The sequence below is a fragment of the Candidatus Mesenet endosymbiont of Phosphuga atrata genome (assembly GCF_964020175.1).
Taxonomy (GTDB): Bacteria; Pseudomonadota; Alphaproteobacteria; order Rickettsiales; family Anaplasmataceae; genus Mesenet.
The window spans coordinates 725,465-738,591 of the sequence record NZ_OZ026541.1 but is presented as its reverse complement, the minus strand read 5'-3'; the positions used below and the strand labels follow the sequence as shown (position 1 = coordinate 738,591).

Annotated in this window: 12 protein-coding genes and 1 pseudogene; 4 read left to right on the top strand and 9 right to left on the bottom strand. The window is 33.3% G+C overall.

Annotated features, from left to right (window positions below; all coding sequences use genetic code 11):
- The first annotated feature begins 120 nt into the window (after positions 1-120).
- Together AACL09_RS03575 and AACL09_RS06430 are read left to right on the top strand one after the other, a co-directional pair.
- Complete coding sequence (locus AACL09_RS03575) at positions 121-3,207, top strand: efflux RND transporter permease subunit (protein WP_339046986.1); 3,087 nt, start codon at positions 121-123, stop codon at positions 3,205-3,207.
- Positions 3,208-3,466: 259 nt separating this feature from the next.
- Positions 3,467-3,586, top strand: coding sequence for an IS630 transposase-related protein (locus AACL09_RS06430; RefSeq protein WP_410519831.1), 120 nt, complete (start codon positions 3,467-3,469; stop codon positions 3,584-3,586).
- A 74-nt stretch (positions 3,587-3,660) separates the two neighbouring features.
- Here AACL09_RS06430 and AACL09_RS06425 read toward each other — a convergent pair whose 3' ends face one another.
- A complete protein-coding gene (locus AACL09_RS06425) occupies positions 3,661-3,738 on the bottom strand; it encodes a hypothetical protein (RefSeq protein WP_410519830.1) in 78 nt (25 codons plus the stop codon).
- Positions 3,739-4,391: 653 nt separating this feature from the next.
- On the opposite strand from AACL09_RS06425, the pseudogene AACL09_RS03570 reads away from it, so the two are divergent.
- Positions 4,392-4,627: pseudogene (locus AACL09_RS03570) on the top strand (hypothetical protein); the annotation flags it as partial.
- A gap of 41 nt (positions 4,628-4,668) precedes the next feature.
- Here AACL09_RS03570 and folK read toward each other — a convergent pair.
- From folK to AACL09_RS03540, 6 genes are all read right to left on the bottom strand, one after another.
- On the bottom strand, positions 4,669-5,151 hold the full coding sequence (gene folK / locus AACL09_RS03565; protein ID WP_339046984.1) for a 2-amino-4-hydroxy-6-hydroxymethyldihydropteridine diphosphokinase: 483 nt from the start codon (positions 5,149-5,151) through the stop codon (positions 4,669-4,671).
- A 143-nt stretch (positions 5,152-5,294) separates the two neighbouring features.
- Positions 5,295-5,960, bottom strand: a complete 666-nt coding sequence (locus AACL09_RS03560; RefSeq protein WP_339046982.1) for an ABC transporter ATP-binding protein — start codon at positions 5,958-5,960, stop codon at positions 5,295-5,297.
- A 12-nt stretch (positions 5,961-5,972) separates the two neighbouring features.
- A complete protein-coding gene (gene dapA, locus AACL09_RS03555; RefSeq protein ID WP_339046979.1) occupies positions 5,973-6,854 on the bottom strand; it encodes a 4-hydroxy-tetrahydrodipicolinate synthase in 882 nt (293 codons plus the stop codon).
- A gap of 31 nt (positions 6,855-6,885) precedes the next feature.
- A complete protein-coding gene (locus tag AACL09_RS03550; protein ID WP_339046977.1) occupies positions 6,886-7,668 on the bottom strand; it encodes a succinate dehydrogenase iron-sulfur subunit in 783 nt (260 codons plus the stop codon).
- A gap of 172 nt (positions 7,669-7,840) precedes the next feature.
- A complete protein-coding gene (locus tag AACL09_RS03545; protein ID WP_339046975.1) occupies positions 7,841-8,014 on the bottom strand; it encodes a twin-arginine translocase TatA/TatE family subunit in 174 nt (57 codons plus the stop codon).
- Positions 8,015-8,030: 16 nt separating this feature from the next.
- Positions 8,031-9,047, bottom strand: coding sequence for an ABC transporter ATP-binding protein (locus AACL09_RS03540; RefSeq protein WP_339046973.1), 1,017 nt, complete (start codon positions 9,045-9,047; stop codon positions 8,031-8,033).
- Positions 9,048-9,122: 75 nt separating this feature from the next.
- On the opposite strand from AACL09_RS03540, the gene AACL09_RS03535 reads away from it, so the two are divergent.
- Entirely contained in the window at positions 9,123-10,592 is a 1,470-nt protein-coding gene (locus AACL09_RS03535) for a TrkH family potassium uptake protein (RefSeq protein WP_339046971.1), read from the top strand.
- 80 nt (positions 10,593-10,672) lie between these two features.
- Here the strand turns inward: AACL09_RS03535 and infC are convergent, their stop codons facing one another.
- A complete protein-coding gene (infC, locus tag AACL09_RS03530) occupies positions 10,673-11,203 on the bottom strand; it encodes a translation initiation factor IF-3 (RefSeq protein ID WP_339046969.1) in 531 nt (176 codons plus the stop codon).
- Positions 11,194-13,098, bottom strand: a complete 1,905-nt coding sequence (gene thrS, locus AACL09_RS03525; RefSeq protein WP_339046967.1) for a threonine--tRNA ligase — start codon at positions 13,096-13,098, stop codon at positions 11,194-11,196. Before thrS ends, infC begins: the two co-directional genes overlap by 10 nt.
- Positions 13,099-13,127: the final 29 nt, after the last annotated feature.

Below are 13,127 nucleotides of genomic sequence, written 5' to 3'. Positions count from 1 at the left end.
TTATATTGTATAACCACGTACAGCACTTTTTGTAATATTGCTCTAAATCCAATTTTCAAATTTAGAACAATAAAATTTTTAGCTTGTTGTTGTATTTTATGAAGGCATAATAATGTAACTATGAAGGGAATAGTTGAAGTATTTGTAAATCGTAACAGGGCAACTCTATTGCTACTGCTTATGATTTTTTTTATTGGTATTTATTCTTACGTGCAGATGCCACGTGAGACTAACCCAGACATCCAAATACCTGTTATTAATGTTTCTGTAAATTTGCAAGGTATCTCTCCTGAGGACAGTGAACGCATACTTGCAATTCCTATGGAAAATGAACTTAAGTCAATTCAAGGAATTGAGGAGATATCATCGGTTGCAACCGATGACCGTGCATATGTTACACTTAAATTTAAAGCCGGATTCGATAGCAAAAAAGCTTTAGAAGACGTAAGAGCAAAGATGGATGATATACGCTCAAAACTACCAAATGAAGCAGATCACTTAGCAGCACATGAAGTAAATTTAAGCTTATTTCCGGTTATAAATGTTGGTTTAATAGGAAATTTGCCGGAGAGGACGTTAAATGAAATAGCACGTAATTTAAAAAATGCCATAGAGACGATGCCCAACGTTTTGAGTGTTGAAGTTGCAGGCATGCGCAAAGAGATAGTTGAAGTTATAATTAAGCCCAGCGTATTTAACAGCTATAACCTACAGCTTGAAGAAATCTTGGGTGCAATAACGCGCAATAATAGATTAATAGGAGCTGGAGTACTAGAAGGTGATATTGGTAGATACTCAATAAAAATATCAGGCACATTTAAAGATGTAAAAGATATACTAAAAGTGCCATTAAGAGTGCAAAGAGATGCTGTAGTTAAGGTAGAAGATGTAGCGGAAGTATATTATAAATTTGAGGATAGAAAAGGGTTTGCTCGTATAAACGGCGAGCCAGCCATTGTATTTGAAGTCTCAAAGCGTACAGGTGCAAATGTTATAGAAACTATAAATCAAGTAAAGAATCTAGTTAGTAAAGCGGAACTTCCAAAAAATTTATCTGTAGTTTATATGCAAGATCAATCAGATAAAATTGCAGATACCATTAATGATTTAGAGAACAGCATAATATTTTCTGTGTTGCTTATACTTATTGTTATGATGCTGACTATGGGTACAAGGATATCTATGCTGGTTTCTTTAGCAATTCCAGGATCATTTTTACTTGGTATTATCATACTTCATTTTATGGGAATCACGCTCAATATAGTAGTGCTATTTAGCTTAATTATGGCTGTTGGCATGCTAGTTGATGATTCAATTGTAGTGAATGAATATGCAGATAGGAAAATGATTAGCGGACTGAGTCCCAGAGAGGCATTTAGGGTAGCTGCAACCGATATGTTCTGGCCTGTAACTTCCGCTACTTTAACAAAATTGGCTGTGTTTATACCACTTTTATTTTGGCCAGGGGTGACTGGCGAATTTATGAAATATATACCCGTCACTTTAGTTGCAACTTTAAGTAGTTCCTTAGTTATAGCTTTAATCTTCACTCCTACTTTAGGTGCAATATTTGGCAAGCCGTCCACAACTCTGCCAGAAGAAATTGAAAAAATGAATGCCATAGAAAGTGGCAGCCTAGAAAAAACTAGCACTTTTCTTAAAGCTTACGTAAGTGTTTTAAATAAAGTCTTAAATAACCCAAAGAGATTTATTTTCATTACCATAACTGCTTTAATATCAGTTAGTATAGTTTACTTTGAATTTGGTCCAGGTGTGGAATTCTTTCCAAGTATAGAACCAGACAATGCAGTAATAAATGTTAGAGCTAAAGGTAATCTATCAGTTAAAGAACGTGATCTTATACTTCAGGAAGTTGAAAGTCATATTTTAGATATGAAGGATGAAATTAAGATTTTTTATGCAAGATCTGGACTATTCACATCAGAAGAAAATTCAGATGATCTGATAGCTAAAATCCAATTAGAGTTTGCCAATTGGCACCTGCGCCGTAAGGCTTATGACATAATAAGTGATATTAGAAATCGTATGCGTGATATCAAAGGAGTCGTAATTGAAGTTCAAGAAGAAAAAATGGGACCACAAGGAGATAAACCAATACAAATTAATTTAAGCTCAAAATCTTGGATAAAAATGGAAGCAGCATTAAATAAAATTTTAACCCTGATGCATAATTCGTTAGGATTTATCAATATCCAAGATAGTCGTGCGTCACCTGAAATTGAATGGGATATAGATATCAACCGCAGCAAGGCTATGCTTTCTAGAACTGACATTACAGTTGTTGGTGAGTTTATAAAAATGGTAACTAGTGGTGTGATAATTGGAAAATATAGACCAAATAATCTTGATGAAGAAGTTGATATTATTGCTCGTTTTCCTAAGGAAAATCGTAACCTTAAAACTTTAGATAATTTATTTGTCAGCACAAAAGACGGTCCATCTCCTATCAGCACATTTACTAAGCGTAGCCCTAAAAATAAAATCAGTAGAATAAACAGAACAGATGGAATGCGCACACTTACAGTTTCTGCTGACGTTGCTTCTGGGTATTTAGCTAGTGAGCAAATAAAATTTATTAAATTGCAAGAAGATTGGGATAAAGAAGTTATAGTTGATTTTAAAGGTGAGAGTAAAGATCAAAATGAAGCTCAAGCTTTCTTACTGAAAGAATTTATACTCGCAATAATGCTTATGATCTTAGTGCTTGTTACAGAATTTAATAGTGTTTATAACACTTTTATTGTTATGACTGCAGTATTTTTATCTACGACTTGTGTTTTTTGCAGTTTACTGCTGCTAAAGCAAGTATTTGGTGTTGTCATGGGCGGAGTAGGGATTATCGCTCTTGCTGGGATCATTGTAAATAATAACATATTACTAATTGATTCTTTTGAGAGTAAACTAAAGCTTTATGGCGTAAAAGAAGCTATAATTAGAGCTTGTATCTCAAGAGTTAGGCCAATACTACTTACGGTGGCAACAACAGGTTTAGGTCTAATGCCTATGATTACAAAAATTAGTATCAATTTTTTTAAACGTGAAATTACGTACAATGCTCCTGCAAGCCAATGGTGGACCCATCTTTCAATTACCATAGCAAGTGGCCTGGTCCTTGCTACAGCACTTACTTTATTTTTTACGCCAGCATTGCTTTACTGTAAAAAATATGAAGGTAAAAGTGAATAGATGTTAATAAATAAGTAACATTATAATTAATATCTTTACTTATTATTTGAAATAAATTACTATATATTAAAGTGGTTTTTGCATAGGGGGGCAAACGCATAGTAAATTAGATAGATTAGAAAAATATAAGTGTTCAGATAACAAGAAAATAGATGAATCTGTAGTATAGTAAATTCACTATACAAAAGGACTATTATTAAAAATAATAGATTTGTGAGAATAAAAGATATGACATTCGTTAGACTTAAGAAAAAAAGTAATAGAATTTATAAACTCTGGATATTCGAAAGCTGAAGCTTGTAGGGTTTTTAAAATTGGAAGAAGCACTATTTTCGAGTGGTTAAAGAAGCTAAGAAACTTGAGCGTAAAAAAAGAGTAAACAAAGCAAAGATGAGCAAAAGCTCGTTCAACTATAGTCTTTCCTAAACTGAATGATAAACCTCAATAATAGCGTTACCAACAACAAGAAGAAATGTTGATGCATTTGAGGTAACTTTTGATGGTATGCGAGCAATGCTCAATGGGGTTCAAATCAGGAGAATATGGAGGAAGATAGAGTAAATTGCCTTTTCAATTAATTCTCTTGTTTTAGCGGTTTTATTGCATTATCCATAACTACAGTTGTATTAACAGGCAGCTCCGGTAGTGTTCTAACCATGTATTAAGTACTTCTTTATCACAACCTCCAGTAAAGGTCAGAGGTGCAACAAATCTTCTTCCATCCTATTATGTTTTCGTCTTTTGCCAGTGCATGTATTTTCTCTCCTCTTGTCCATATTCTCTATATAATCTTTCATCTCTTGATAAATTTTTTTTAATGTGATTTTTAGCTGTTGTACCAAATTGCGCTTATTCCGAAACCAATTTCATCTCTGCCAGCTGGATGCTTTTTTACATATTCTTCTAGGGATCTATTTTTCGTATGAAACCACTAGCTTTTGCTGGTTTTAACCAACAGCTTTCTTTTTTAGCCATCTGTATAGTATTGCTATTCCAACAGCTCCACAACCTCAGCCTTTGATTCCCCTTTTTTAACTAAAGATAATCTCTTAAATCTACACTGTATGCCATTTTCCCTCTTCTAAAATTGTTCATTATACCTTTATCATTTACTTTAGAAAATACTATAACTCCGCAAACTAATGGCATATGCTTCACAAAACTATGCAAATCATCTTTAGAAATATAGTTCTTTAGAAGATCTGCAGATAGATGTTGGTTGCGTTCTTACAATGAGACAATCAGGCAAATATTGCTATGGTAAAACACCGATGCAGACTTTTCTTGATATATTGCTTTCCAGAAAAATATTAATAACATTAATCAGGATTCTGATAGTATATTTAAATTCTTCTGTCAGTTAATTCGTCACTGTCAGATTAAGTGGCGTTTAGTACAAACTATCTCAATTTTTATTTAATCTTACATCTTTATTGTAATAACCTTTATTAATCACACATATTAGATCTTAATTAAATTAATTTCTTTAAGGTTTGCTGCAATATCTGCGATACTCTTATTTAAAGTTGGATGGATAAATCTTGAGCAAATATCACACGTTGGAAGTAGTACGAAATCGCGATGATGCATTTGTAAGTGAGGTATTAAGAGAATTTTAGACTCTATTTTACTGCTTCCCCAAAATAAAATGTCGATATCAATTATTCTTGGCGACCAGCGTGCTTTGTTCGATCGTCCCATAGCTATTTCAAGATTTTTTATCACATTGAAAAACTGATTTAACTCTAAATCAGAGTATCCAATGACTGCCATGTTGAAAAATGGAGATTCCCAAGACATAGGTGCATTTTTAGGTAATAATGCTTTGCTTTTATAGATGAAAGAAGTAATTCTACTATAGAGTGGTAGCAGATCTATTACCCTCTTCAAAATCCTAATTTCATTACCACAATTCGCACCTAGTGCAAGTACTATATTATTCAACAGTAATTCATATTTGTTTTATGTTACTTATGAACACGCTTTCAATAGTTTATTAACTCATTCTAAATCTGTTTTATTAAAAAGAAAAGATTTAAATTGTCAAATCCTATACACAAAAAGCATATACAGAAAAAGAGCTATGTTCATTGCAATTTGGTTAACACTCCTTTCTCTAAGGCAAAAATCGTATCTGCTTTTTGAGCAAGAATATGGTTATGAGTAACCATAAATACAGCAATATTTTTTACTTTTGCATAGTCATGCAAGAGTGAGAATACCTTAAGTGAGTTCTCTGGATCTAAGTTACCTGTAGGCTCGTCTGCAAGCACAAGCTGAGGAAAATTGATAAGACCTCTAGCTATTGCGAGCCTTTGCCTTTCTCCTCCTGAAAGCTCAGATATCATGTGTAACTCTCTATCCTGCAGGCCAAAATTTGCTAACATAGATTGTGCATTTTTTTTTGCCTCACCCTTATTTTTGCCCAATATCATTTGCAGAAGCATGACATTTTCAAGTGCTGAAAATTCATGTAGAAGGTGGTGAAATTGATAAACAAAGCCAAATGTTCTACGCAGATATGTTTTTTGCCTATTATTTATTTTTGTGCAATCAGTGCCATTAACCAAAACGCTTCCAGAAGTTGGTTCATCAAGTAGCCCTGCTATTTGTAAAACTGTTGTTTTACCAGAACCTGATTTACCAATTAGTGCAATAATTTCTCCACTTTTAACTTCTAGGTTAATATTGTCTATAATGACATGCTCACCAAAGCTTTTAGCGATAGATGATAACTTTAATATGCAAGACATCTTTGAGAAACTTTATATTATATTAAGGTCTTGCATCACTTTTTTCACCTTAATTTTAGTATCTTCACTAGCTTCTGTCAGTGGTAAGCGCAAATTCGGAAAGATATTAGGTTTAAGTAAGCTCAACCCATATTTTACAGGTATTGGATTTGCTTCACAAAATAACACTTGATTTAAAGAAAACAATTTTTTATTAAGCTCCACTGCTTCTGCAAATTGCTTGTTAAAAAATAAGTTTTGTAATTTTGCACATAACTTTGGTGCAATATTTGCAGTTACTGATATACATCCACACCCGCCGTGAATGTTAAACGCTAGTGCAGTTGAATCTTCCCCAGATAATAAAGAAATTTCTTTCTTCACTAATGTTTTTAGATTTAATGGACGATTTAAATCACCAGTTGCATCTTTTATACCTATAATTCTTTCAAGTTCCATTATTTTTCCTGCAGTTACATCCGAAATATCAACAGCACATCTTCCAGGAACATTATAAAGTATGATTGGGATATGAGTATTATCATGTATTGTCTTAAAATGGCTATACAAGCCATCCTGTGTTGGTTTATTATAATATGGTGCCACTACAAGCACAGCATCAGCTCCAACTGATTCTATGTATTTTACCTTCTTTATAACCTCGGCAGTATTGTTAGACCCAACACCAGCTATTATGGGTACTTGCTTATTTACAGTTTTTACGCACAGCTCTACTATTTCACAATATTCTTCAAATGTTAAGGTAGAGCTTTCTCCAGTAGTACCGCATGGCACTAACCCGTGGACTCCTCCGCTTATCTGCCACTCAACTAGTTCGCAAAATGCATTTTCATCAATAGAATTGTCTTTACTAAATGGAGTTACAAGAGCTGTAAATACGCCACGAAATTGCATATATAACCTTCTAATTTAAGTAAAATAAGTGCTAAACCTTATTTAGCATTGACTGTTTTATCTTTGCTATTGCTTTGCCTGGATTCAAGCTCTTAGGACAAGTTTTAGTACAGTTCATTATGGTGTGACAGCGATATAATTTAAAGGCATCATCCAGAAAATCAAGACGCTCATCTTTATTCTCATCACGACTGTCGACAATCCACCTATACATTTGTAATAATATTGCTGGACCTAGATATTTATCACTATTCCACCAATAGCTAGGGCATGCAGTAGAACAACATGCACATAATATACAATCATATAAACCATCTAATTTTTCTCTATCTTTTGGAGATTGCAAACGCTCTTTATCTTGATTTTTGGGCTCTTTAGCTTGCAGCCATGGTTTTATCTGCTTGTATTGCTCATAGAAGTGGCTCAAATCTGGAACTAGGTCTTTTATGACATGCATATGTGGCAATGGATATATCTTAACGTCACCTCTGATATCAGAGATAGCTTTAGTGCATGCAAGCGTGTTAGTACCATCAATATTCATTGCACATGATCCACATATTCCTTCACGACAAGAACGTCTAAAAGTTAAAGTTGAGTCAACCTCATCTTTAATTTTAATAAGGGCATCGAGGACCATTGGACCACAATCATCAATATCGATAAAAAAAGTATCTATTCTTGGATTTTCCTCATCATCAGGAGACCAACGATAAATTTTAAAGCGTTTTACTTTTTTTGCAGCATTTGGAACTGGATAAACTTTACCGTTTTTATTAACTTTCGAATTTTTTGGTAACGACAGTTGTACCATATGCCTTATTGTTCATTAAAATTTGATTTTACCTATAAAAGGTAAAAGATCAATTATAACAATTTTTGAGTTTTTAAGATATTAATAGAGTATAATTTTTATTTTAAAAATGGTTTTCTGAATTTCATAGTGCATAATTTGAAACTATGCACTATTGATGAATTGAAAGAAGCTAACGATCTGGTTCGTCTTTTGCTGGTGATAACTTATCAGAATCTTTTAATTCTTGTTTTAAGTTACGAATACCACGACCAAAGTCACTCATGACTTGCGGTAACCTCCCTGCACCAAATAATACTAAGATTATCATTAAAATTAAAAATAATTGCCATGGACCTAAACTCATATTTACCTCCAAAATTTTAAGCTTTAAATACAAGCACTTGATCTAGATCAAGTGCTATAGATATTATATCACCTTTATTCGGTAACAATGCAATAGGAAACCTCATGAAGCATAAATAACTTTTTATTTTAATATAAACCATCTTATTAAAAAACTTAACACTATCAACTATAGCTTGAATCCCACCATTATTCTGTAGTAAAATTGCCTCAGGCCTAATGCAGACAATAACTTTATCATTGTTATTTTGAGAATTAATTGGTATTTTCCCAAATGGCGATTCCACATAATTTTTTTTAGCGACTGCGTGGAAATGGTTCAATTCACCAAAAAACTTTGCTAATTCGTAATCTTTAGGATTGTAATATATATCATGCGGAGTGCCATGTTGGATTACGCTGCCATCACGGATAATATATATAGTATCTGCAATCTCTAATGCTTCTTCCGGATCGTGAGTAACAAGTAGTGCAGCTATATTCCTCTCTTTGAAAAGAGATAGCATGTATTTTCTTATTTTGCGTTTTAATATTACATCCATGTTAGAGAATGGTTCATCAAGCAAAACTACCTCAGGCTTTTGAGCAATCGTTCTTGCTATCGTAATTAACTGCTGCTGTCCACCAGATAGCATATGAGGATATAAGTCCTTATAGCTTGTCATGTTCACCAAGTCTAAGATTTCCAAAGCAATTTTGTATTTCTCTTCTTTATTACACTTCTTGATAGCAAAAGTTATATTTTCAATCACTGTCTTGTGGGGAAATAATGTAGGATGTTGAAAAATAAGCCCAATATTACGTTTTTCAATAGGAAGAAAAACATGATCATTTACTACTGCTTTATTATTTACAGCAATGAAGCCAGATTTTGGCCTCTCTATCCCAGCTATTAATTTTAGTATTGTAGACTTACCGCACCCTGATGGGCCAAGTAAACATGCAACTGAGCCTCTATTTATCTTGATATTAATATTGTTTAAAGCAAAACCATCCTTATTATAATAATAAGAAATATTCCTTAACTCTAACATCAATTATAACTCTAAATTAAAATTATAATTGTATAGTATTTTTTAGATGTAGAAATCTTTTTATAATATCAAAAAATGCTCAAAGATTTGCGCTCAATAGTATTTATAATTGGAATACTTTTGCTTCCCTTAAGTATTATCATGACCATTCCTGCAGTAACTAACCTACTGTTTGGTTATGAGTGGAAGGGATTTATTATTAGCTCTGCTATTACACTGTTTTTCAGCATAGTTTTTTCATTACTTGGTAAACTTAGTAAATTAAATAGTGTGAAAGATTTTGCTGTTACAAGTTGCGTTTGGTTTGTTTTACCATTATTTGCAGCAATTCCTTTTCTCTTTGAGACCTCTATAAGCTATGTTGATGCTGTGTTTGAAACTATATCAGGCATTACAACAACAGGTGCAACTATCTTAAGTCATTTGCATGAGAAATCCCCAGGAATATTGCTTTGGAGAGCAATACTGAGCGGGATTGGAGGGTTAGGAATCATTACAATAGGAATTATTATTTTTCCTTCTTTGAAATTTGCAGGTCTACGCAATTTACTTGCATCCGAATCTTCCGAAGTTGCAAAAAAGAAATTACCAAATATCGTGCATACAGTTGCACACATTACCATAGTGTATTGCATTTTCATCTTTCTATGTATTCTACTTTATTATTTTGCTGGCATGTCTATTTTTGATGCCATATGTCATGGAATATCGACTGTATCAACGGGTGGTTTTGCTAATTACGATGATTCTCTTGCTCACTACAACAGCATAAAAATTGAGATTATTGCTGTTACATTTATGCTTTTAGGGGCATGTCCATTTTTAACTTATTTAAAAATGACAAAAAGGTTATATTTTTATGATGAACAGATCCTTTATTTTATTGGAATTATTATCGTTTCAGTACTTATAACGTTTATCTGGATTCATTTCAGTAATATTTGCTTGGATAATAAAACAGATAGAGATTTTATCCTATTTCGATATAGTATATTTAGTATAGTGTCCTTAACAACATCAGCTGGGTTTACCATTTGCGATTATAGCAATTGGTGTTTTATTGTAGTGTTTGCATTCTTTTTAACACTCATTGGTGGTTGCAGCGGCTCAACAAGTGGTGGCGTCAAAATATTTCGTATAGTAGTGCTAATTAAGGCGGTAAAAGCTTATTTTCATGATGTAGTGAACCCAAATGAAACAAATGTTGTTAAACTTAACGGCAAAATTTTAGAGGATGAAGAAATCAAAAGCATTTTTATATATTTTTTTCTTTACATATCAATATTTACTATTGCAACAATAGCTATGTCCTTTATAAGTAAGGTTGATTTTATAACAAGCTTAAGTGCTATCTCAGCAGCCTTAACAAATTCAGGTCCTGGTTTTGGTGCTATTATTGGACCATCAGGAAATTATGCTACTTTTTCAAATTCAACTAAATTGTTGTTATCGCTTGTAATGCTAATTGGTAGGTTAGAAATACTACCTGTGTTTGCATTTTTATCTTCTGTTTTTTATAAATTAAGTAAGGATAAAACTTCTTGATTATATGAAATTCTTTTGATGAAAGTTTAAGGACTTTTATAGTTGGAATGTACAAAAGCTCTGTTTACTGTAATTTAAATTCATTTTACAGTAAGGATCATTAGTAATAGATTTCCATCCATCTTAGGAGGCAATTCTAATTTTACTATATCTTCAGTGTCTTTTATCAACTTATTAAAAATTTCCTTACCTTTTTGTATAGGTAGTTGCAATCTCATCTCTCTGCCAGAAAACCTCATGTTAACTTTAATTTTATTACCTTCTTCAAGATGCTTTAATATGTTTCTCAACTTTATATCATAATCATGAGGATCTATATTAGGTTTGAGTTTAAATTCCTTTATTTTTATAATTTTCTGCTTTTTCTTTGCCTCACTTATTTTCCTTCTAGCTTCATACTTATACTTACTATAATCCAATATCTTGCAAACAGGAGGATTAGCGTCAGGAGCAACTACAACTAAATCTAAACCTGCCTCTTTTGCAAGTCTTGTAGCATCTTGGGTTGGTACAATTCCAACCATATTGCCACTTTGATCAATCAAGCGCACTTCTTTAGCTGTAATATATTGATCACTTCTGTTTGTATTGGAATTTTTCCTTATTTGCAAACTACTAACTCCGATAATGATTGGATAGCTTCATCAACTGATGAAGAAATTTGATCTATTTTACCTAAATACCTTATTGACACTTCTTTCTTTAGCACCTCGTTTTTACCTATGATCCATAATATAGGTACCTTCTTTAAACTATGCAAGCGTATCTTATAATTAATTTTCTCATTAGTTAAATCAACTTCTACCCTAACTCCCTTTTGCTTTAATCTTTGTTCAATTTCCAGTGCGTATTCGTTACACTCATGAGTGATAGTTGCTATAGTTAATTGTACAGGCGCAAGCCACAGAGGCAATTTGCCAGCATAATGCTCAATCAAAATTCCTATAAAACGCTCAAGCGTACCAAGTATTGCCCTGTGTATCATTACTGGACGATGTTTTTGACCATCAGCCCCAATATAGGAAGCATCAAGCCTTTGTGGCAAAACAAAATCGACCTGCAATGTTCCACATTGCCAATCTCTACCAATTGTATCTTTCAAAACAAACTCCAATTTTGGTCCATAAAAGGCACCTTCACCAGGATTTAAAGTATAATCTAGCTGACTATCTTTAGCAGCACGCAACAATGCTTCTTCAGCTTTATCCCATATCTCATCACTTCCTGCTCGAATATTTGGGCGATCAGAGAATTTTATTGATATATCTTTAAAGCCAAAATCTTCATATACTTCTTTTAAAAGATTACAGAAATTTTTTGTCTCCTCAGTAATCTGCTCTTCAGTGCAAAAAATATGTGCATCGTCTTGCGTAAAACCGCGGACACGCATAAGGCCATGTAATGAACCGGATGATTCATTGCGATGACAGGTGCCGAATTCTGCAATACGCATTGGCAAGTCACGATAGCTCCTCGTCTTTTGATTAAAAATCTGTATATGAAGAGGACAATTCATTGGCTTTATTGCCATTTGTTTTTCTTGATCTTCATTAACTATAAACATATTTTCACGAAACTTGTCCCAATGACCTGATTTTTCCCATAGTTCTTTACTTGCTAAAATAGGTGTTTTAACTTCATTATAGCCGTTTTTTCTTAATTTTTTCCTTATATAAGATTCAATTACATGATATACAATCAGACCATTTTCGTGCCAAAAGACTTGGCCTTTGGCTTCATCCTGAATGTGAAACAGATCCATATCTTTAGCTATTTTTCTATGATCTCTTTTTTCTGCCTCTTCTAGGCGAGTTAAATATTCTTGCAATTCATTTTTATCTCGCCATGCAGTTCCATATATCCGCTGCAGCATTGGTTTATTTGAGTCACCTCGCCAGTATGCACCTGCTACTTTCATAAGCTTAAACGCTTTAACTCTTCCCGTTGATGGAGAATGCGGACCGCGGCATAAATCAACAAAGCTGCCCTGCCTATAAACAGTGAGCTTTTCACCTTCCGGGATACTAGATATTATTTCAACCTTGTAATTTTCACCATGACCCTGAAAGAAATTTATTGCATCTTCGCGCGTCCAAACTTCACGAATAAATTTATAATTAGACTTGATAATTTCCTGCATTTTCTCTTCTATAGCTACTAAATCTTCTGAAGAGAAAGATTTCCCTGGCTCTAGGGCAAAATCATAGTAAAAACCATCTTCTATTGTTGGACCGATAGTAATTTGCACTTCGGGAAAAAGCTCCTTCACTGCTTGCGCCATAATATGCGCAGCATCGTGCCTTAAAATATCAAGGCCTTCCTGATCTTGTGCAGTTATCACCTCTACTTTTGCATCACAGTCAATAGCACATGATAAATCACATAAATTGCCGTTTACTTTTAAAGCAATAGCTTTATTTTTAACCTCTGACTCTTTTAAAAGCTCAAAACCACTTACTTCATTTTCATATTGCTGGGTTTTATCTAAGAGAGTGATGTTGATCATTAAATATATTTAAAACTTAGATTTATCTT